Raw genomic sequence first — 19227 nt, 5'->3', positions numbered from 1 at the left:
CCAACACATGGTCAAGGGAATCCTCTACGTCGAATCCCGGCCCAACTCCCCTGAAGACGCTGCGGCATTCCACCGTTGGTACGACGAGACCCACATGAAGGAAATGCTGGGACTCGATGGGATCGTCTCCGCTCGACGGTTCGCCCCCGTTACCGAGGGCGCGTTCGTAGCGGTCTACGAGATCGAAGCCGACGACATCGCGGCCGTGCAGGCACGACTTACCGAGACCACCAAAGCAGGAGGCTTCTCGCCGCCCGTCGGTCTGTGTGTCGACCCGCCGCCGATTGTCCGCTTCTACCGCGACATCACCGCACCAACACTGTGAGTAGCCGAGACGATCCAGCACGAGGCATACGCGTGGCCACATACGAGCATTTGTTCATCGGCGGGCGGTGGGTGACGCCGGCCACCGCCGACACGATAGAGGTGATCTCGCCGCATTCGGAGCGGGTGGTCGCCCGTGTTCCCGCCGCGACGGCGGCGGATGTCGATCGGGCGGTATCCGCGGCCCGCACGGCCTTCGACGACGGCCCCTGGCCGCGCACCGATCCGAGCGAGCGGATCGCGCTGGTTCGGCGGCTTGCCGAGCGCTACACCACCCGTGAAGATGAACTCGCCCAGCTGATCACCACCGAGATGGGTGCGCCGATCACCTTCGCCCGATCGGCGCACGCCCGGCTTCCCGGCGTCATGATGCGCGCCTTCGCCGATATCGCCGAAAACTATCCGTGGCAGCAGACGCGATCCGGATTCCTCGGTGGCGATGTCCTCGTCGTCCACGAACCCGTCGGTGTGGTGGCCGCGATCATCCCCTGGAATATGCCGATGTTCCTCATCGTCGCCAAGTTGATCCCCGCCCTGCTCGCAGGCTGCACGATCGTGCTCAAACCCTCGCCGGAAACACCGCTGGACGCCTACCTCATGGCCGAATTACTCGACGAACTCGGGCTGCCACCGGGTGTCGTCAGCATTCTGCCCGGCGACCGGGACACCGGCCGTCACCTCGTAGCGCACCCGGGGGTGGACAAGGTGTCCTTCACCGGCTCCACCGCCGCCGGACGACAGGTGGCCGAAACATGCGGGTCCGCGCTGCGCAGGGTCAGCCTCGAACTCGGCGGCAAATCCGCCGCCGTGGTACTCGACGACGCCGATCCCGACGATGTCGCCGAAGGCATGCTCGTCGCCGGACTGATGAACAGCGGCCAGGCCTGCGTGGCTCAGACCCGGGTACTGCTGCCACGGCACCGCAGCTCCGAATTTCTCGACGCCCTGGTCGACAAGGTTGAAAACCTCACCGTCGGTGACCCTTTCGATCCGGCGACCCGGGTGGGCCCAATGGTCTCGCAACGGCAGCAACACCGTGTCCGCGGCTATATCGAAAACGCACAGCACCAGGGCGCGCGCCTACTCACCGGCGGCACCGCGCTGCCGGATACGGTCGATCGCGGCTGGTATATCCGGCCGACCGTCTTCGCCGATGTCGACAGTTCGATGCGGATCGCCAGGGAGGAAGTCTTCGGACCGGTGCTGAGTGTGCTGACCTACACCGACGACGACCACGCCGTGGAGATCGCCGATGCCACCGAGTACGGGCTGTCCGGCTCCGTGTGGACCGCCGATATCGATCGCGGTTCGGCCGTCGCCCTGCGCATCCGTTCCGGCACCCTTGGCATCAACCAGCCCTACGCCATGGACCCTGCCGCGCCCTTCGGCGGTGTGAAGAACAGCGGCATCGGCCGCGAATTCGGGCCGGAGGGTATCGGCGCCTACCTCGATACGAAGTCCATTTCCGTGCGGGCCTGAACCACAGATCGAAGCCTATTACGCATCTCCCTAGCTTCGCGGAACGAGGTCACCGACGTGATCGCCGTCGTCGTCCCGCCGCGCTTATGGGGAGTGTCTTATGGCGCGCCAGGGCTCAGCTGCGACGTAGCCAGTGCTCCGGCACGAATGAGGACGGGACAACAGTCCCGCCCTCATTCACTTCGCCCGGCCCTCAGCAATTCGGTTCAGAGGTCTCGCAGTGTCAGATGATGTTGGCGGGCGCGACCTTGTAGCGGTGACCACGAACACTGGTCGAAACTCGTTGGGTGACGGACTCGACCCCTCGGGCCAGTACAACGAAACCGGTGGTTCAGCAGCGGTTTGCGAAAAATCTTCGCGGACAGCGATGAGTCCTCGGACGGTGCTCCGTCCTATCTGTTGAACGCGCTACCAACCCGGCGCGACCGACCAGAAGGACCAGAAATGACCACCGCCAACCCCTCCGCCGACTTCTCCAGCGACGTCACCGACCGTCCCGGCAAGATCGGCAACCGCGTCCTGTGGACCCTGCAGATCCTGCTCGGCCTGTTCTTCATCATCGCCTCCGGTGGGCCGAAGCTCGTTATGCCGAACGCCTTGATGGACAACGCCCCCGAGAATCTGACCATCCCCCTCGGGCTGCTCATCTTCATCGGAGTTGCGGAGGTCGCGGGCGGTATCGGCCTGATGGTGCCACGGCTCAGTGCCCTGGCTGCCGCGGGTCTGTCGGTTCTCACCGTGCTCGCCGCCGGGACGCAGGCTTTCATCGCCGACAAGCCGTTGATGGGGATTTTCCCACTGGTGCTCGCCGCGATCTTCGCCTGGATCGCCTACGCGCGCCGCGCCACCATCACCGATCTGCGCAACTCGCTGTCGCGATGACAAATCCATACCTACGACCGGCGATCGGTGGCCGACCCACCGATCGCCGGTCGTGCGTTCTCATCATCGATCGCCCGTCGGGTTGGCGGCGATCGATCCAGCGGCCATCTGGTCCGCGCGGCGGTGCCGTCGCACATGAACGCGTGCGGTTGAAGGGGCGTTAGTCGGCCACGTAGCGCAACATCACCACCTTGTCGAAGTGCTTCGTCTCGACCAGCCGGAGCTGGATTCGCTTGTCCAGCAACGGGAACAGCGGCGTGCCGCCGCCGAGCACCACGGGCGAGACGAACAGCTGGTACTCGTCGATGAGCCCGTGTGGCATCAGCGAGGCCGCGAGGCTCGCGCCACCGACCTCCATCACGCCATCGCCTCCGGCCTTGAGCCTGCGGACCTCCTCGACCGCGTTCTCACTGACCAGGGTGCTGTTCCAATGGACCTCGGTGAGCGTCCGGGAGAAGACCACCTTGGGCTTGTCCGTCCAGAGGCGACCGAACTCACGCTCGATGCGCGGGGCGTCCTCGGGCACGTGCGGCCAGTACTCGGCCATCAGCTCGTACAGGCGACGACCGTGCAGCGAGACTTCGATGTCGCGGTAGCGGTCGTTGTGGAACTGGTGCAGCTCCTCGTCTGGGTTTGTCCAGTCGATGCTGCCGTCGCGGTCGTTGACGTAGCCGTCCAGGGACACGCCGAACGAGTAGAGAAGTTTCCTCATGACTGGGTAGACCTCCCGGACGCGGAGAACTCATCGGACTCGCATAGCATCCACCGGATCCGGTGGTGATGACGCCGGGGGTGCTTCTACACCGCCGACGTCCAGGCCGCGACGATCCCCGAGGGCACCGTCTGCGTCGACGGCACCATACAGCCGACCCACTTCCGCATCACTTTGCCGTCTGCCGAGAGTCCGCGATCCCGGTGAGGATGCGGCGCAACCCGTACGAGAACTGTTCGGCCGGGCTCAGGTCGGCGGATTTGGTCATGCGCGAAACTCGGGGATATGCGCCGCTTTCGATGACCTTGCGCATGTAGGGGGCGACGGCGGCGCGCCACTCGTCCTCGGTCTGACCGGTGCGCCGCTGGGTCTCTTTCTCGGCGAGCTCGCGCATGACCGCGCCGCGCACGTAGTCCCTGATCAGCCCGACGGCCGAGGCCGCGTCGGCGATGTCGGACGTCAGCGGGGCGGCTGCGGTGAGGGCGTGTTCCAGGCCGCGCAGCCAGTTGGGGCCGAGTGATGGCCGGGTGGCCAGCAGCGGGGCGAGCCAGGTGTGCCGTAGCCAGAGCTCGCGCTCGTGGTGGGCGTACGCCTCGAGGTCGGCGCGCCAGTCTCCCGTCAGCGGCACGTGGTCGTCCTGTACCGCATCGGCCATGAGGTCGAGTAGGTCGTCGCGGCTGTCCACGTAGCGGTAGAGCGAGGTCGTGCCGGTCGACAGCTCGGCGGCGACGCGGCGCATCGACAGCGCGTCGAGCCCCTCGGCGTCGGCGATGGCGATGGACGCGTCCACAATGCGCTCCACACTCAGGGCCTGTCTCTTCGACCGGTACGGCTCACGCTCCCAGATAAGTGACATGGACAGGAGTCTACCGAAGTGGATACAGTGTGCCCATGAACGGGCACACTGTATCCACTGATGTTTTGATCGCCGGCGGCGGATCCGTCGGGCTGATGCTCGCGGTGCTGCTGCGCCACCACGGCGTCAAGCCCCTCGTCGTCGAGGAGAAACCGGAGCTGTCGCCCCACCCCAGGGCCACCGGCATCGGGTCGCGGTCGGTGGAGATCCTGCGCGAGGTTGGCCTCGATCAAGCGGTCAACGAGGCCGCGGTCGACCTGCGGGCCGGGAAGATCAGAGGGCGCACGCTCGCAGAAGCCGACTTCACCGAAAGCGAGGGGTGGAAGACGAAAACCGCGGCCGAGCTCACCTACACGCCGGCCCGGATCCGCGGCACCTGCGCACAGAACCGGCTCGACCGCGTGCTGCTCACCAAGGCCGGCGACGTGGAGTTCGGCGTGGCACTCGACTCGTTCGAGCAGGACTCCGACGGCGTCACGGCGACCCTGTCCGACGGACGTGTCGTGCGGTCGCGCTATCTGGTGGCGGCCGACGGGGTGCGCAGCCGGATTCGGCAGATCCTCGGCATCGGCCTCACCGGTCCCGGTGTGATCGGTCAGGAGACGACGAGTGTTCTGTTCGGTGCTGATCTGCGTCCGCGCAAGCCGTTCGCAATGTGCAATATCGAGCATCCGGACGCGACCGGACTGCTGGTGACCGTCGACGGCGAACGCGAGTGGGTGTTCCTCACCCGCCTCGACACGGAGCCGACTCCCGACCTCATCCGCACCGCGCTCGGCGACCCATCGATCGAGGTGGAGATCCGCAGTGTGCTGCGGTTCCGGGGGCGCGGCCAGGTGGCCGATCGGCTCTCCGTCGGGCGGGCCTTCCTGGTGGGCGACGCGGCGCACGCCATCCCTCCACTGGGCGCGTTCGGGCTGAACGCCGGCATCGCCGACGCACACAATCTGGCGTGGAAGCTCGCGCATGCACTGCGCGGTGAGGCCGGACCCGAGCTGCTGGAGACGTATCACGCCGAACGCCATCCGGTGGCCCTCATGACAATGGAGCAGGCGCGCCTGCGGTTCAACGATCCATCACTGCACTGGGGCAAGGACATGGCAGAGGCGCGCAAGGCAGCGGGGGCGATCAACGCGCCGGTGGTGCACATGGGCTACCGATACAGCGGCGCGGAGCTCCCCTCCACCGAGGACGTCGCCCTCGACCTCGACGGATCACCGGGATCCCGCCTGCCACACATGTGGGTGGCCGACGGAGTGTCCACGCTAGATCTCGTCGGATCCCAGTGGTGCGTACTCACGGCCGATCCCGGCGTGGAGGCCGACGTTCCGGTGCACCTCGTGGATGGCTGGCCGTACGGGACGGTGCTGGTCCGCCCTGACGGTTTCGTGAGCCGTTCTTACGGCTCGGGCGCCCCGTAACGCGGCGGGCCGGCGCGCGCCGGTTGAAACTCCGGCAACATCTTCCAGGAACAGCACGCAGCGGACATCGACCTGCCGCGTTTCATGCGTGAGACCAGGCCGGGGATCACGGTGAAGGCGCTGAGCGACCTCATCGGTGGTGCACCCGAGTGGCTGCATCGCTTTACGCCATCAGGGTTAATTGCTTAGCACAAGTAACCTATGTATAGTTGTGTAGTACAAGCAACTAATCTCGTGCTGGGAGTGGGCATGGCAGTGTCACCCGATGCGGCTCAGAGCCTGATAAAGGAGCTCTACTTCATGGGCCGGGCGATCCGCGCTGTCCTGTCGCACCCGGAAGAAGGGCACCTGCTTCCGGGCGGCGTCGGTCTGCTGGGCTGCCTCGAGGTCAGGGGGCGGTGCCGACAGGTTGATCTAGCTGTGGACTTGTGCATCAGCCCTTCGACACTGAGCAGGCAGGTCGCCGAGCTGGTGAGCTCCGGCGATATCGCCCGCGATGCCGATCCCAGCGACGGCCGGGCCACTCTCATCCAGATCACCGACCAAGGACGCGATCTGCTGCGGCGCATCCGGGTCTCGCGGGCGCGGGGATTACAGGCTGCGCTCGCCGATTGGAGCGAGGACGAAGCCGAACAGGCCGCGATGGTTGTTCAGAAACTCAGGAATTCACTGGCCGCGGTTGCCCACCACACGACGGTGGGTGAGTGCGAGCCGGTTTCGATAGAGAGTCAGGAAGTGGATGTCTAATTCAGTCGATGCGGGGACGCGGCGCGATCCGGACGCGATGACCCATCGTCAGGTCCTGGAAGCCCTGACCGGGTTGCTGGCGGCGCTGTTCACGGCGTTGCTCAGCACCACGATCGTCTCGACCGCGCTGCCCACCATCATCGGCGATCTGCAGGGATCGCAGACCGCATACGCCTGGGTCATCACCACGGCGCTGCTGGCCAACGCCGCATCCACCCCGATCTGGGGCAAGTTCGCCGATCTGTTCAATAAGAAGCTGCTGGTCCAATCGGCCATCGTCATCTTCGTCGCCGGCTCGATCATCGCCGGACTCGCCCATAACGTGCCGGTGCTGTTGGTCGCGCGCGTCGTCCAAGGCATCGGCATGGGCGGCCTGACCGCCCTGGTCGTGGCAATCATCGGCTCGATCGTCGCGCCGCGCGAACGCGGTCGGTATTCGGGCTACATGGGCGCGGTAATGGCGGTGTCGATGTCGGGTGGCCCCATCCTCGGCGGCGTCATCGTCGACAGCCCGCTCGGCTGGCGCTGGTGCTTCTACGTGTGCGTGCCCATCGCGGTGATCGCGCTGATGCTGCTGCAGCGGACGCTGCGGCTGCCCACCGAGCGCAAGGCGGACGTGTCGATCGACTGGCTCGGTGCGGCGCTGCTGACCGCCGGTGTTTCGGTGCTGCTGATTTGGGTGTCGTTCGCCGGGAAGGCGAACTACTACGCCTGGCTCTCCACGGAATCGGCGTTCTACGTAGGGGCGGGTGTGCTGCTGCTGATCGCGACCGTGTGGGTCGAGTCCCGCGCCAAGTCGCCGATCATCCCGCTGCCCATCGTCACCGAACGCACCACGGGTTTGGCGATCATCGCCTCGATCGCCGTCGGTGTCGGCATGTTCGGTGCGACCACCTTCCTGGGTCAGTACTTCCAGACCGCGCGCGGCTACTCGCCGACGGTCGCGGGCGTCCTGACCATCCCGCTGGTGGCGGGCATGCTGACCGCTTCGGTCGGCTCCGGCCAGCTGATCACCCGGTTCGGCAAGTGGAAGGGCTTCGTGGTCAGCGGCGGTGCGCTGCTGGTGGTCGGGTTCGGGCTGCTGTCCACGATCGACCACGCGACCAACCTGTGGCTGGTCGGCATCTACATCGCCGTTGTCGGGCTGGGCGTCGGCATGATGATGCAGAACCTGGTGCTGGCTGTGCAGAACACCGTGAGCGTGCACAATATCGGCGCGGCATCCAGCAGCGTCGCCTTCTTCCGCACCTTCGGCGGCGCGATCGGCGTCTCGGTTCTGGGCTCGGTGCTGGCAACCCAGGTCAGCGATCTGTCCAAGCAAGGGTTTGCCAAGCTCGGTATTCAGACCACGTCCTCGGGTAGCGGCAATCTCGATCTCGATGCCCTCCCCGGACCCATCGCCACCATCGTGCGCGCTTCCTACGGCGACGCGACCGGACGGATCTTCCTGATCGCCGCCGCGGCGACGGTCGTCGCCCTCATCGCGACCGCGTTCCTGCCGAACCGCCCACTGCGCCGCACGGTCGACATCAATCCGGGCCTCGACCCGACCACGAAAGAGTCTGCGTCGCAGGACAATACGACCGCCGCGGACGACATGGCGGCACTGGATGCCGAACTGGCCGCCTTCGCGGAGTCGGGCTGGGACGAAAACCAACTCTGGGAGGGCGCCGAGCGGGTGTTGCCCGAGCCTGAACCGGTGCCGGCAGCGTCGGTCAATGGGCATGGGGCGGTAGAACAGAACGGTCGTGTGTACCGGGTCGTCGCATCGTCGCAGACCGGTCTGTCGGCGGACGGGTCGTCCGGGTCGGACTTCGGTGGTGCGGCGTTGGGTGGTCGAGTCCATCGTGAGGACGGTCGTCCGGTGTCGGGTGCGGTGTTGACGTTGATCGACCAGGGTGGCCGTCAGCTCGCGCGGGCGAGCAGTGCCGCTGATGGTGGTTATGCGATCACCGCGCCCCAGACGGGTGGCTATGTGTTGATCGTGTCGGCGATGGGCCACCAGCCGACCGCGGTCACTGTGTCGGTCGGTCAGCGGCCCCAGCGCCTGGACGTGACCTTGGTGGGTTCGGGGGGGTTGTCGGGTGTGGTCCGTACCGCCGGACACGGTGTGCCGTTATCGGGTGCGACCGTCACATTGGCCGACGTGCATGGTGAAGTGGTCGGGGCGGCTGTCACCGGCGACGACGGCACCTACGTGTGCCACGGTGTGGTGTCGGGTGTGTATACCTTGGTCGCGGTCGCGGAGCATATGCGTCCCATTGCGACCACCTTGACGGTGCCCGACAGTGGTGTGTTGCGTCATGACATCGAGTTGGCTGCGATGGCGGTGCTTGCCGGGTCCGCGTTGGCCGACGGCGGCCGTGCGGTGCAGGATGTGCTGGTCAGTGTGCTCGACGCGGCGGGGGAGGTGACCGCGACGGCACGCACCGACGAGAACGGCCGCTATGTCGTGACCGATCTGCGCGAAGGGCAGTACACCGTGGTTGCTCGTGGTTATCCGCCGGTGACCGGCCAGGTCACTGTGTCGGGTGGCGAGGTCGCCTATGACGTGCGACTCGGTTACGAGCTTGGGGGTCGTTGATGAGTGGATTGACCGGTCGTGTTTGCACCGTGCAGGGGTGGCCGGTGCCGGATGCGGTGTTGACGGTGACGGATATGCAGGGCCGCCAGCTCGCCCGTGCGGTCGTCGACGAGACCGGGGCGGTGGGCACCGAAGTGTTGCCTGCGGGTCTGCACACCGCGGTACTCACTGCTGTCGGGTTCGAGCCGGTGGCGCGGACCGTGCAGATCTCCCCGGTGGGGACCGGCGTGCTCGGTGAGGTGGTGTTGGTACCGGTCGAGGGCGCGGTGGCGTCGCCGCCGCCGGGGCCGTGGACGATCGATCCGGTGCATTCGACGGTGATCGCCACTGTGCGTCATCTGGGTATCGCGAGCATCAAGGCCCGATTCGCGGAGGTGAGTGGGCGGCTCGATATCGCCGAGCCGTTCGAGCGGTCCACCGGGCACGCGGAGATCAAGGCCGCGGGTATCGATACCGGTAACTCGATGCGTGACACTCACCTGCGCTCACCGGAATTCCTGGATGTCGACACTTATCCGACGATCATTTTCACTGGAAGGGGGTTGCGTCGTACCAGTGGTGACACGTGGGTGATGCCGGGTGAGCTGACCCTGCACGGGCAGTGTCGCGCGGTCGATCTCGACGTGACCTATGGCGGGTTCGGACCAGACCCGTGGGGTGGTGTGCGTGCCGCGTTCCACGCCGAAACACTCTTGCACCGCAATGATTTCGCGATCGATTACAACGCGGTCGTGCGCGCGGGAGTAGCCGCGGTCGGCACCAGCGTCAAACTCGACCTCGACATCGAAGTCGTACAAGGCGAGCAGCTACCCGCAATCTAGGCGCGCCGGGGCTGAGCTCGCGATCGCGCGATGCTACTTCGCGGGCAGGGCTGAGGCCGCCGAGGAGTCGGCCCGGTCGGCCGCGAGTGCCCCGGCCAGCGCCCAGGTGCGGTGCTGATCGTCTGGACCGGCCAGCTCCGTGGTGGTCAGCACGACCTCGGTGGCGCCTGCGTCGTAGTAGCGCTGGATTCCGGCGGCGATGGTTTCCTCGTCGCCGATGAGTGCCAGTTCCGCTGCCCGCGAGGCACCTTCGAGTTCGATGACCCGGCGATAGGACGGCACCTGCTCGTAGAACGCCAGCTGTTGCACCGCCGTGGCACGGGTGCCTTCGACATCGGCGGTGACGACTGCCGGGACGAAGGCGACGATGCGGGGTGCGGTTTCCGACGTCTTCGTGATCACCGGCACGATGTACTCGCTCAAGGTTTTCGGGCCTGCCAGATACGGCAGGGTGCCGTCGGTGAGTTCGCCGGTGACGCGTAGTGCTTGGGGGCCCATCGCGGCCACCAACACCGGTACGCGTGGTTCTGCCCCGGGAACCGCGGTCGGCAGTGGCGGTGTGACCGTCAGCAGTTCGCCGTGGAAGTCGGCGGTGCCCGTGTCGAGCAATTCCCGCAGCCCGGTGAGGAACTCGCGCAGCCGGGTGATGGGCCGATCGAAGGCTGTGCCGAACGCGCTGGCAGCGAGTGTCGAACCGACGGCCAGACCCAGGTGATAACGCCCGTGCGTCGCGGCTTGGGCGGTCTGCGCCTGAGCGGAAACCAGCAGCGGATGGCGGCCGACCACAGGGATGGCCGAGGTGCCGACCTGTAGGCCCGGCACCTCCCGGCCGACGATGGCGGCCAGGGCGGGGGAGTCGTAATCCATCCGCTGTCCGAACCACACCGACCCGATACCCAGCTCGGCGACCGAGCGGGCCTGCGCCACGATCTGGTCGACGTAGTTGCCCGAATTCGAGGCAGCGAGCGCAATTCCGAGAGTCATGTCATGGGAAACCCGTGTGCGTGCGCGCCTGTTCCCGAACCGCTAGATGAAATCAGCTTGATCACAAGGGTTTTCGTTGCCTCGGAGTCTGTGGGCCGATCCTCTGGGGAGGGGTCGGCACCGGCACCGTCAATTCGTCGAACGCGTACCGGGCACCGAAATCGCCGTCGCCCTCAATGAAACCGGGTCCGTGGGCCGACGACCGCACCGTCGTGCCGGTCGTGGCCGGCTTCGACGGAGCCGTGCTCTCCGGCCCCGGATCCGCCGCGTTCGTCACCGGCTATGCCAAGATGTTCCGCGCGCACCCGGAGATCACCTCCGTGGTGCATGTGCACACGCCCGTTTCCGCGACTAGCATCCGCCAATTTTGTGACTCGGTAATAGACCGGCCCGGGGACGCCGCCGCCCACCGCGATGGCGTCGCCGGTGATGGCGATGCTGCGTGGTGATGCGAGAAAGTGACCGATCCGTGAAGGTCAGGGCAATTGCGCTCCTCGGCTGGTATTCCGGGTTCGGTGACGCGGAAGCGGGTAAGCGCACGAATGTGTATGGCATAAATCTGAGAGAAATAGCGCAACGGCGGGGCCCGTTCGTCTCGCTCTGCATCGACGCCTCACACAACACTGAGGACGCCGAGGATCAGAGAAAGCTGCGGTGGCGTTCTATCCGCGAGCAACTGGTCGCGCAGGATGCCCCCGAAACAGCATTGGAGCTGTTGGACGAGGCAATCGCGGAAAAGAGGCCGAGTCGCGGACGGACAGGACGCGTGCTGATCGCTGACCCGGGCAGCGTTCTTGTCGATCATCTGCTCGCCGAACCGCCTGCACGTGAGATCGTCCGGGTGTCGCCACTGCCTTATCTTCTGCCGCTGATCGAGCAGCAATCTCACGAGGTGCCCCACGTTATCGCCGTAGTCGACCGGATCGGCTGTGATCTGTACGGCATCGATGAGGACGAGAACCTGATCGAAGAGGTCACGGAGGGCGCCGGGCATCCGGTGCACAAGGTCCACCATGGCGGAGGGTGGGCACATCGCTCGATGCATCGGCGGGTCGAGGAAACGGTCCGCCGGAATGTCGAGGAGGTCGCCACAGCGGTTCGGAATCTGGCGGACCGGATCAACGCGCAGATCATCGTGCTCGTCGGTGAGGTCGGCGCCCGCGCGGCGCTGTCCAAGGTGCTCGAGTCGCCTACCGCCCGGATCGTCGAAGTCGAGGCCGGGGCTCGCGCGGCGGGTTCGGACTCGGCTGCACTCGAAGCGCAGGTGGAGGAGGCGGTGCGGGCACAGGCATGGCAGCGGCAGCATCAGGCCGTCGAGCAATTGACCGCCGCGCGGGGCAAGGCTGACGGCTTGGCTGTGGAGGGGGTGCCTGAGACGGCTAGGGCGCTACTGGCGGCGAACGCCGATACATTACTGATCGATGCGGAGACCATAGGCGATCGACCCGTCGAACTCGATCCGGAATTACTTCGAGGCATCAGTGGGGCGGACTGGATCAATGAGAATGCGGCGAAGCCTGGTGTATATCGGGCCGACGAAGCGTTGCCGGTAGTCACGCTGCTGCAGGGCGGCTCCATAGTTCCAGTCGAAGGTGCTGTCGTACCAGAACAAGGCGTAGCGACCCTCTTGCGTCACCGCTAGGGCCTGCGCTGGGAGAAATCGAAGGAGTAAACCCATGGAAAGAGGAAGCAGCAAACACAGTCCTGTGCGCGACGACGAGCTGGCTCATGAGCTCGAGGGCACGTTGCGTGGCAATCGCTCCAGTCGGGCAGAGGAATGGCATGACCCCGAGCCCCCGGCTGACGATGACACGCTCATCAATGAACAGGTGCAACGGACCGAACGCCCCGTAGAGCAGAATCCCCCCACCCGGGAACAGGAATAGCCGCGTTGCGATCCGCCGCCGGTGTCGTCTTGTCCGTCGAACAGGACCGCATCGCGGCCCTGTTCGACGAATCCGGTAACCGACCCGTGGGACGCCTATCGAGGTCTAGGAGACGGCTTGACTGACCGCGTTCGGGCCGTTGTAAGTCCGGTCGGGTATCGCCTCTAGCGCATCGAGGATTTCCTTGTCCGCACCATTGTTCTTGGCGGCAGACAAAATCCCGCCACGATCGCACGGATAGTCGACCCCGGCCAAATACTTCTGCACCTGAATGGGACTGACCTGGCTCATCTTTGCTCCTCTCCGATGATCCGAGACAGCGGACATCGGGGCACTACCACCACCTGGGTAGTCCAAACCCTTTGATCGATCCTTTCCTATGGCTGGTCACGAGACCCGGGGTAGTCGGCCGCAGCTCGAGGACTTCGGGCTTCGAGAACCTGAATCAGCAGCGTTACGCCTTGACGCCGGATTCCACATCGAGGCGGCCGGCACACTCGCTGAGCCCCCGGTGGGGGTGAATACTCGGAGTATGACCGAGCGTGGTGAAGTGTCGCAGGTGGAGAAGGATCTGGTCGAGCGGGTGGTCGGGGTCGGGGATCCGCTGAAGGTCGGCAGGTTTCGGTACTGGTTCGGTACTCGGCGGTGGGAGTGGTCGGCGGAGGTCGCGCAAATGCACGGTCACCCTGCCGATATCGAGCCGACCACCACATTGTTGCTGTCGCACAAGCATCCCGAGGACCGCGACCGCGTCGAGGCGCTGATCGTCTCGGTCGAGGACGGGGGTGCATTTACCAGTCGTCACCGCATCATCGACACGGCCGGGCGAGTGCGTGAGGTGCTGGTGCTGTCCGAGCCCATGGTCGACGAGGACGGGGCCGTGACCGGGACTCAGGGTTACTACATCGACCTGTCGGACGCCGTGGACGATTACCGGCAAGGAGTTCTCGATGACGTCCTACCTCAGCTGGTCGACGCTCGGGCGGTCATCGAACAGGCCAAAGGCGCCCTGATGCTCGCCTACGGCATCAGCGCCGAGCAAGCGTTCCAGGTGCTGCGTTGGCGCTCGCAGGAAACCAACATCAAGCTGCGCACGGTCGCGCAACGAGTGGTCGCCGAGTTGTCGAACATGGGCGGAAACGACGTCAAACTGCGGTCCCGGCTCGACCATGTGCTGCTGACCTTGCACAATGGCATAGACCCCGACGCAGTCGAGTGAGTTCAGTGGATGTGTGTCGGCGGCGCGAGGTCAGGCGGAAGGTGCAACACCGCCGCGGCGCCCGGATCGGCGGGTGAGCTGTTCTGCGCGTCGACGATGGCAGCCGCATGCACGGTCGGAGTGACCTGGTGAGCGCGCGCCAGCCGCAGCAGTCGCGCCCGCGCGTTGTCGATATCCAGGTCGAAGTACTCGGCGAGGATACCGACCGCGGTCGCGATCACCGTCGATCCGTGCAGTACCGCTTCCACCGTTTCGTCGGTCGCGGCGAGTCTGCCGTTGAGCCTGCCCATCGACAAGGCGATCGCGGCGAGATCGGCCAGAACCTGTCCGAAATCGTTGGGCCGCTGCACTCCCCATGGCTCATCGGCGTGTACCACTACCGACCCCAACGGCACCGTCAAAGCCGTTACCGGAAACGCCCGCACCGAGCGCAGCCCTGATTCCCGCGCCCGGACGCGGTAGGACGGCCATCGCGAATCGAGGTCTTTCGCAGCTTCGATGTCTGCGATCATGGCCACCGCACCATCACGAGCACTCGACATACCCGGACCGGTGACATGCAGGCGCGGATCGGTGATGGTGCCCTCGCGCATCGCCTCGGCCACGATCCGAATCCCCGGCTCGGGCGCCTGACGTCGATCCAGCAGGATCACCACCGCCGATACCGCCTCGAAGCACTCCTGGGCATGACGAGCCACCGAATGCAACAACGTCGGCACATCGAAATCAGTAGTCAGGGCCGCGGTCAGCTCCGCGACCGCCAACCGGGTCTGCACGGTGTCCATCGCCCTACCCTTCGCCGCTATCACGCTGGTCGCGCAAAGAAAGCCTGCGCGCCACGATATCGGCGGCCACATCGCTGATCGCTCTGCCTTCGGCGTAGCAGTACGCGCGCAAGCGGGCCAATCCCTGGTCCGTCGGAACCGCCAGCTGCACCGCGACCATTCCCACAGCGTTGAACACCACCGCCCGCGAGAATTCATCGTCCACGCCGTCGATACCACCTTGCGCTACCACAGCATCCACGACTTCGTCGACGCCACCGAGGGCGTCGACGCGTCGATCCCAGTCGGCGCGCAGCGCACGCCCTATCGCTACCGCGCAGGCGTCGCCGGAATCCCGCTCGACCCCGCCCAGCCCGCCCGGCAGGCCGCGATACAACTCCAGCACCCCTACCGACTTGCGCACGCCGGGAACCGGAAACGCGAAGACGGCACGCACCCCCAATGCCAGCACCTCGCCGGTGAACGCCGGCCAGCGCCTGAGGGCGTCAGTACTGGTCAGGTCCGGCCAGATCTGGCGCTGATCACTGCGAAATGCCTCGACGCAGGGCCCTTCGCCCACTACGAACTGGAGTTCATCGACCTGTTGGGCAATGGCGTCGGTGGCATACACCAACTCCCTCGCCTGCGAATTACCGCCCAGAACCGCGACAGCGGCACCATCGGCTCCGGTCAACCGCACCGCCGCCGAGCAGACCGCGCTGATCCCACTGAACGACGACCGACCAGCACTCTGGGCACCGGCACGACGAGCGGTCTCGTTCGGGTCTCCGGGCCGGGCGCCGGACATATTTTCCACGGTGCCCTCCATTCGCTGCGCGAACTACGTTACGCCCACCCATCTGGATTGCACCGAGGCGCTCGGTGCGTGGCGATTGCCCATCTCGGCCCGTGGCGTGTTGCCGCAATGGCGCTGAGGCCGTGGTGAGCGAGCCGACTCAGCTATTCGACAATGGCCGACTCCGGGTGGTCGCTCGCAGGCCCCGGAGGGCGAACGCCGCACCTCGGCCTACCGGCCGGCGCCATCGGCGTCGGGGTCAGTGCTGGACGGGTTCGGTGCCGAGCAGGTCGTCGTAGTCAGCGGGCAATTGCGCTGCAATATGGTCGAATTCATGTGGCATCGCCACCTTCAGCGCGGCCATGACGGCACGAGAATCCCTGCGGGCTTGTTGCTCGGTGCGTTCTGCGCCTTCAGCGGCTGCCACCCGTCGATAGAATTCGTCGATCGCGAAGCGCTCGCCCGCGCCGGTCCGCGGCAAGGCTTCGGCGAAGGTCTTCGGTAGCTGCGATGCGAGGTCTTTGGTCTCACCGCCGGTGATGCGCTGACCGAGGACCTGCAGGGTGGCCCGGATCGCCCGAGCGCCCTCGTCGACACTATCGATCTGCGCAGTGCCGCGAACCGCGGATACCAACTGGTCTTCGTTCATGATTCCTCCCGTTCCGAATCGGATGCGTACAGATTTCGAACAGCGGCCCCCACGTCCACGGTGCGTCTGCGGTCGCCGTCGCGGTACGTGCGAAATTTGCGGAAACCTGGCCGCATATCTGGGCACTACCACCAGTAGGTACCGGCAAACGGCTTCCCATGTCGTTTGAGACCACCCGTTGCCAGTCGTGGGACCACCGACAGGAGTACAGAAGTGGAATAGGTTATCGCGCAGTCGATTAGCGAACGGCGCGTTCCCGATCGACCGACATGTGACCTTCCCGGTCGGGGCCGTTGCGTCGGTTCGCTTCTTATCTGACTCCCTCGCCAGGCTGATGATGTTTGCCCACAGGGAGTCGATCTCTAAGTCCGGAGCTCCCTGTCAGGTGTACAGCGAACGGTGACCACAGGGCTGCTTGCTGGTGCCGCCGGTGGGGCACCCCGGAGATCGAGCTGAATCGGAGCGAATACATGGCTATCGCTTCGTGTCGGCCGACATGGCCCCGAACTGAGCGAATGCCGGGCAAGAATCGAAGTGGTGGGTGAAGCCCGGGAGATGTTCCCGGGCTTCACCACTTCGATGCGGCCGTGTCGGCCGCGTCGGGCTTCGGAGTCGGTTCATCGACTCTGGTCCTGCTGGGTAAGGACGAAGCCGCCTTGGCCGTCCGAGTCCTGCCCGGTGTCGAGGATCTTGTCGTCCAGGAAAGCAGCGGCCTGCTCGTCCAGGAAGACCCGTGCTCCTTGGGCGGTCAAGACCTGATCTTGTTCGTCCGGACCCGCGGTGATTGCCATCCGCAGGGTTTCGGCGCCGTCGGTCGCGGAGATTCGCAGCCCGGCATCGGTGGGCGCGTTCTCGCCTGAGGTGATAGTGCGAACGGCCTCGATCGCGGTGGGGGTAAGCATCAACATCCGTCTGGTTCCTTCCGCTGTCGTGAAGCACCTTCATGGATGGGTAGAGGTCCTGGCCGAGATGCCCCTTTCAGCGTCCTCATAACTCGAGGTGGGGAATCTCAGGGGGAATCGTGGAGCGAACGTCCCCTGTAATAGTCGCAGATCCCGTGGTGCCCCACTCACCGATTCAACCTGGAACCGCTTCTGCTCGGAGTTGCTGGCCTTGCGATCAGCAAATCCCGCCGGAAATGATCAGCACCTGCGCGCCTGCGCTTCTGGCTGACCATCGGGCACGGTTGAGCGTTCAGGTCTCGAGGGCTTCGCTGGGGTCTGGCCGGGTCGCGAAGCGGGTGATGGCCACGAGTCCGGGCTGGTAGCCGTGCGTGGTGTCCACGGTCAGCGTGGGCAGTTCACCGACGGCAGGGTCGAATACCGCTTCGGATGTGCTGTCGGTGTCGACCGACCCCAGGAGTTCGTCGCTTCGGGCGCGCCGGTTCGGGTTGGTTTCTATACGCTGTTTGATCCGCTCCCGGATGATCGAAGTCGGTGCAGTGCAGCGCAATACGCGAACCTCGGCGTCCTCCATGATCGCCTCGAGGCGGGGGTGCCACAGCTCGCCCGGCAGCGCCGCCTCGGCCACGGCGGTGACTCCAGCTTGCGCCAAGACGGTGATGATGTCGAAGAAAGTGGTCAGTGCGGGCCGTTCGAAGGCTGGTCCGAGGCCTGCGGTCCGGGTTGGTGAGTCGGCAAGGGCCATGCCCTGGGTGACTTCGTCGTGGATGATCGCCGGGCAGCCGAGCTCGCGTGCGAGGCTGTGCGCCAGGGTCGTTTTCCCGGTACCCGGTCGACCGGTCACTACGGTCAGGACTGGCGAGGCCATACCCCATTGTCCCCCCGGCGCCTGCAAGCGCACCCCGCAGTAAGGCACGAAGGGCGCGCCATCAGTAGATCACCGCGCTGACTGCGGGTGATCATGGGGACGACCGGCTGGTCGTTCACCAGCGCACCCAGAGCCTGATCTGACGATCTGACGATCGGGCAGCGGTGCCGCCGTCGGTGATCAGTCCGTGCCGATGGTCAAGTGGCTCCTCGCCGTCGAATTCGTCGACGACATCAGCGATATCGGCATGGGCCAGGGCGGATACCGCGAAGACCAGCTCTACTACGTCTTGTCGGCCTAGTCGTCGCGGAATTGGTCGGCCCGGTGGTGCAGACGCTGGGAGAAGCTCTCGGTCCACGCAGCGGTTTCGGTGTCGTCGTCCTGCGAGGAGGCCCGCGGTGGGCCGTCACGGGGTACTCGCAGCGGCCGCGCCGCGCGGGGCTGAAGCGCGACCAATCGTGCGCTGTGGGCGAGGTAGTCGGGCACGCTCATGCCCGCGCACACGGCCGCATCACACAACTCGGCCCACTCGGTCTCTTCCACGCTCACCGTTACGGTGACCTCCCTGGTGGCCATACACGGACACAGTAGACCCCGCGCTCCCGATACGGGTTCATCTCGGAACTCCTGACCCCTAACCACAGCTAGAGCGCTGGTGGTTCGGCCGACAGTGACACGGCGGTGACCGCCCTGGCGAAGCGCGACGGTGGTTTGCGATTCGGTGCGGGGGTGGGTGATAGCCGCAGTTCCCAGGGCAAGCCGCGGTTGGTGATTCAGCACTATGCGGCGAGTACCGATCACTATGACGTCCGGTTCGAGATCGAGGGACAAGCGTTTCAACGACCCCCGACGAGACCCTGATGCCACCGGGCCGCTTGTCTCCTAGCCAGGAGTGTATGGCTCGACGTCCAAGACGTATCCGAGGTCTCGGATCTGGTCGGCGACCTCGTCTGAGCAGGAAATAACGACGCGGTCGGCGCCTTTGAGCTGGACGACTTCGGCGTCCGTGGTTTCCAGGCGGTCGAAGAACTGCTCCCGAACCCTGTGCGGAGTCGCGCTGTCGTCGAGGATGAGTGGATCGAGCCGGACCAGGTAGGTGTGACGATGCGCTGGCACAGCGCTCTCCTTCAGTTGGGGAGTGTGAGTGGTGCATGCGCAGTTGTCAGTCGTGTGCCGCGCACCGGCACCCGTCGGGTCGTGGCGCTCCTCGGCGGAAGCGCGCCGCCACGAGTGGCACATACGGCTATCTGCCCGCAGCGGCGCCTGGGTGCCGGCGATGCCAGATCTCGGCTTGCTGCGCCGTAACGAGTTCGGCGTCCCAGCGCGCAGCACT

Annotated in this window: 21 protein-coding genes and 3 pseudogenes; 12 read left to right on the top strand and 12 right to left on the bottom strand. The window is 65.6% G+C overall.

Annotated features, from left to right (window positions below; all coding sequences use genetic code 11):
• The first annotated feature begins 7 nt into the window (after window positions 1–7).
• The 3 genes from ACIBG0_RS20655 to ACIBG0_RS20645 all read left to right on the top strand — a co-directional run bounded on the left by ACIBG0_RS20655 (window position 8) and on the right by ACIBG0_RS20645 (window position 2685).
• A complete protein-coding gene (locus ACIBG0_RS20655; protein WP_397034557.1) occupies window positions 8–325 on the top strand; it encodes a hypothetical protein in 318 nt (105 codons plus the stop codon).
• A gap of 32 nt (window positions 326–357) precedes the next feature.
• On the top strand, window positions 358–1803 hold the full coding sequence (locus ACIBG0_RS20650; RefSeq protein WP_397034556.1) for an aldehyde dehydrogenase: 1446 nt from the start codon (window positions 358–360) through the stop codon (window positions 1801–1803).
• Between the two features lie 444 nt (window positions 1804–2247).
• Window positions 2248–2685, top strand: coding sequence for a DoxX family protein (locus tag ACIBG0_RS20645; protein WP_397034555.1), 438 nt, complete (start codon window positions 2248–2250; stop codon window positions 2683–2685).
• Window positions 2686–2845: 160 nt separating this feature from the next.
• On the opposite strand, the gene ACIBG0_RS20640 is transcribed toward ACIBG0_RS20645, so the two are convergent.
• Both ACIBG0_RS20640 and ACIBG0_RS20635 read right to left on the bottom strand, forming a co-directional pair.
• Window positions 2846–3397 carry a dihydrofolate reductase family protein gene (locus ACIBG0_RS20640; protein WP_397034554.1) on the bottom strand — a complete coding sequence of 184 codons (552 nt, stop codon included), beginning with the start codon at window positions 3395–3397 and terminating at the stop codon, window positions 2846–2848.
• A 169-nt stretch (window positions 3398–3566) separates the two neighbouring features.
• Window positions 3567–4253, bottom strand: a complete 687-nt coding sequence (locus ACIBG0_RS20635; protein WP_397034553.1) for a TetR/AcrR family transcriptional regulator — start codon at window positions 4251–4253, stop codon at window positions 3567–3569.
• A gap of 35 nt (window positions 4254–4288) precedes the next feature.
• Here ACIBG0_RS20635 and ACIBG0_RS20630 point away from each other — a divergent pair, with 35 nt between their 5' ends.
• The 5 genes and pseudogenes from ACIBG0_RS20630 (at window position 4289) to ACIBG0_RS20610 (ending at window position 9826) form a co-directional block, all read left to right on the top strand.
• On the top strand, window positions 4289–5674 hold the full coding sequence (locus ACIBG0_RS20630; protein ID WP_397034552.1) for an FAD-dependent monooxygenase: 1386 nt from the start codon (window positions 4289–4291) through the stop codon (window positions 5672–5674).
• Between the two features lie 249 nt (window positions 5675–5923).
• Entirely contained in the window at window positions 5924–6421 is a 498-nt protein-coding gene (locus tag ACIBG0_RS20625; RefSeq protein ID WP_397034551.1) for a MarR family winged helix-turn-helix transcriptional regulator, read from the top strand.
• Between the two features lie 37 nt (window positions 6422–6458).
• Window positions 6459–7970 (top strand): annotated as a pseudogene (locus ACIBG0_RS20620) (MDR family MFS transporter); the annotation flags it as partial.
• Window positions 7971–8018: 48 nt separating this feature from the next.
• Window positions 8019–9005, top strand: coding sequence for a collagen binding domain-containing protein (locus ACIBG0_RS20615; protein WP_397034639.1), 987 nt, complete (start codon window positions 8019–8021; stop codon window positions 9003–9005).
• Window positions 9005–9826, top strand: coding sequence for a YceI family protein (locus ACIBG0_RS20610; protein WP_397034550.1), 822 nt, complete (start codon window positions 9005–9007; stop codon window positions 9824–9826). The genes ACIBG0_RS20615 and ACIBG0_RS20610 overlap by 1 nt, the downstream gene beginning before the upstream one ends.
• Window positions 9827–9859: 33 nt before the next feature.
• Here ACIBG0_RS20610 and ACIBG0_RS20605 read toward each other — a convergent pair whose 3' ends face one another.
• Window positions 9860–10810, bottom strand: a complete 951-nt coding sequence (locus ACIBG0_RS20605) for a TIGR03564 family F420-dependent LLM class oxidoreductase (RefSeq protein ID WP_397034549.1) — start codon at window positions 10808–10810, stop codon at window positions 9860–9862.
• A gap of 133 nt (window positions 10811–10943) precedes the next feature.
• Between ACIBG0_RS20605 and ACIBG0_RS20600 the strand changes: the two are divergent.
• A pseudogene (locus ACIBG0_RS20600) lies at window positions 10944–11151 on the top strand (class II aldolase/adducin family protein); the annotation flags it as partial.
• Between the two features lie 36 nt (window positions 11152–11187).
• Here the strand turns inward: ACIBG0_RS20600 and ACIBG0_RS20595 are convergent.
• Window positions 11188–11268 (bottom strand): annotated as a pseudogene (locus ACIBG0_RS20595) (short-chain dehydrogenase); the annotation flags it as partial.
• A gap of 11 nt (window positions 11269–11279) precedes the next feature.
• Here ACIBG0_RS20595 and ACIBG0_RS20590 point away from each other — a divergent pair.
• Complete coding sequence (locus tag ACIBG0_RS20590) at window positions 11280–12452, top strand: Vms1/Ankzf1 family peptidyl-tRNA hydrolase (protein WP_397034548.1); 1173 nt, start codon at window positions 11280–11282, stop codon at window positions 12450–12452.
• A gap of 34 nt (window positions 12453–12486) precedes the next feature.
• Window positions 12487–12696 (top strand): hypothetical protein, encoded by a 210-nt coding sequence (locus ACIBG0_RS20585; protein WP_397034547.1) that lies wholly within the window; start codon window positions 12487–12489, stop codon window positions 12694–12696.
• 105 nt (window positions 12697–12801) lie between these two features.
• Here the strand turns inward: ACIBG0_RS20585 and ACIBG0_RS20580 are convergent, their stop codons facing one another.
• Window positions 12802–12987 (bottom strand): DUF2795 domain-containing protein, encoded by a 186-nt coding sequence (locus ACIBG0_RS20580; RefSeq protein WP_397034546.1) that lies wholly within the window; start codon window positions 12985–12987, stop codon window positions 12802–12804.
• A gap of 241 nt (window positions 12988–13228) precedes the next feature.
• Here ACIBG0_RS20580 and ACIBG0_RS20575 point away from each other — a divergent pair, with 241 nt between their 5' ends.
• Complete coding sequence (locus tag ACIBG0_RS20575; protein WP_397034545.1) at window positions 13229–13915, top strand: PAS and ANTAR domain-containing protein; 687 nt, start codon at window positions 13229–13231, stop codon at window positions 13913–13915.
• 2 nt (window positions 13916–13917) lie between these two features.
• On the opposite strand, the gene ACIBG0_RS20570 is transcribed toward ACIBG0_RS20575, so the two are convergent.
• From ACIBG0_RS20570 to ACIBG0_RS20540, 7 genes are all read right to left on the bottom strand, one after another.
• Window positions 13918–14700 (bottom strand): GAF domain-containing protein, encoded by a 783-nt coding sequence (locus ACIBG0_RS20570; RefSeq protein ID WP_397034544.1) that lies wholly within the window; start codon window positions 14698–14700, stop codon window positions 13918–13920.
• A gap of 4 nt (window positions 14701–14704) precedes the next feature.
• Complete coding sequence (locus ACIBG0_RS20565) at window positions 14705–15487, bottom strand: GAF domain-containing protein (protein ID WP_397034638.1); 783 nt, start codon at window positions 15485–15487, stop codon at window positions 14705–14707.
• 247 nt (window positions 15488–15734) lie between these two features.
• The gene (locus ACIBG0_RS20560; protein WP_397034543.1) at window positions 15735–16124 is read right to left on the bottom strand and encodes a DUF2267 domain-containing protein; all 390 of its coding nucleotides are present in this window, start codon (window positions 16122–16124) and stop codon (window positions 15735–15737) included.
• A gap of 617 nt (window positions 16125–16741) precedes the next feature.
• Window positions 16742–17032 (bottom strand): hypothetical protein, encoded by a 291-nt coding sequence (locus tag ACIBG0_RS20555; protein ID WP_397034542.1) that lies wholly within the window; start codon window positions 17030–17032, stop codon window positions 16742–16744.
• 286 nt (window positions 17033–17318) lie between these two features.
• The gene (locus ACIBG0_RS20550; protein WP_397034541.1) at window positions 17319–17894 is read right to left on the bottom strand and encodes an AAA family ATPase; all 576 of its coding nucleotides are present in this window, start codon (window positions 17892–17894) and stop codon (window positions 17319–17321) included.
• Between the two features lie 297 nt (window positions 17895–18191).
• Window positions 18192–18470 (bottom strand): hypothetical protein, encoded by a 279-nt coding sequence (locus ACIBG0_RS20545; protein ID WP_397034540.1) that lies wholly within the window; start codon window positions 18468–18470, stop codon window positions 18192–18194.
• Window positions 18471–18776: 306 nt separating this feature from the next.
• Entirely contained in the window at window positions 18777–19010 is a 234-nt protein-coding gene (locus ACIBG0_RS20540; RefSeq protein WP_397034539.1) for a hypothetical protein, read from the bottom strand.
• Window positions 19011–19227 lie beyond the last annotated feature (217 nt).

The organism is Nocardia sp. NPDC050630 (genome assembly GCF_044457245.1).
Lineage (GTDB): Bacteria > Actinomycetota > Actinomycetes > Mycobacteriales > Mycobacteriaceae > Nocardia.
This window is presented reverse-complemented; position numbering and strand designations above follow the sequence as displayed.

Coding starts and splice junctions, on each gene's coding strand:
- ACIBG0_RS20655 (WP_397034557.1), top strand. CDS start 8: ATGGTCAAGGGAATCCTCTACGTCGAATCCCGGCCCAACTCCCCTGAA.
- ACIBG0_RS20645 (WP_397034555.1), top strand. CDS start 2,248: ATGACCACCGCCAACCCCTCCGCCGACTTCTCCAGCGACGTCACCGAC.
- ACIBG0_RS20640 (WP_397034554.1), bottom strand. CDS start 3,397: ATGAGGAAACTTCTCTACTCGTTCGGCGTGTCCCTGGACGGCTACGTC.
- ACIBG0_RS20635 (WP_397034553.1), bottom strand. CDS start 4,253: ATGTCACTTATCTGGGAGCGTGAGCCGTACCGGTCGAAGAGACAGGCC.
- ACIBG0_RS20630 (WP_397034552.1), top strand. CDS start 4,289: ATGAACGGGCACACTGTATCCACTGATGTTTTGATCGCCGGCGGCGGA.
- ACIBG0_RS20625 (WP_397034551.1), top strand. CDS start 5,924: ATGGCAGTGTCACCCGATGCGGCTCAGAGCCTGATAAAGGAGCTCTAC.
- ACIBG0_RS20615 (WP_397034639.1), top strand. CDS start 8,019: ATGGCGGCACTGGATGCCGAACTGGCCGCCTTCGCGGAGTCGGGCTGG.
- ACIBG0_RS20610 (WP_397034550.1), top strand. CDS start 9,005: ATGAGTGGATTGACCGGTCGTGTTTGCACCGTGCAGGGGTGGCCGGTG.
- ACIBG0_RS20605 (WP_397034549.1), bottom strand. CDS start 10,810: ATGACTCTCGGAATTGCGCTCGCTGCCTCGAATTCGGGCAACTACGTC.
- ACIBG0_RS20585 (WP_397034547.1), top strand. CDS start 12,487: ATGGAAAGAGGAAGCAGCAAACACAGTCCTGTGCGCGACGACGAGCTG.
- ACIBG0_RS20580 (WP_397034546.1), bottom strand. CDS start 12,987: ATGAGCCAGGTCAGTCCCATTCAGGTGCAGAAGTATTTGGCCGGGGTC.
- ACIBG0_RS20575 (WP_397034545.1), top strand. CDS start 13,229: ATGACCGAGCGTGGTGAAGTGTCGCAGGTGGAGAAGGATCTGGTCGAG.
- ACIBG0_RS20570 (WP_397034544.1), bottom strand. CDS start 14,700: ATGGACACCGTGCAGACCCGGTTGGCGGTCGCGGAGCTGACCGCGGCC.
- ACIBG0_RS20565 (WP_397034638.1), bottom strand. CDS start 15,487: ATGTCCGGCGCCCGGCCCGGAGACCCGAACGAGACCGCTCGTCGTGCC.
- ACIBG0_RS20560 (WP_397034543.1), bottom strand. CDS start 16,124: ATGAACGAAGACCAGTTGGTATCCGCGGTTCGCGGCACTGCGCAGATC.
- ACIBG0_RS20555 (WP_397034542.1), bottom strand. CDS start 17,032: ATGTTGATGCTTACCCCCACCGCGATCGAGGCCGTTCGCACTATCACC.
- ACIBG0_RS20550 (WP_397034541.1), bottom strand. CDS start 17,894: ATGGCCTCGCCAGTCCTGACCGTAGTGACCGGTCGACCGGGTACCGGG.
- ACIBG0_RS20545 (WP_397034540.1), bottom strand. CDS start 18,470: ATGGCCACCAGGGAGGTCACCGTAACGGTGAGCGTGGAAGAGACCGAG.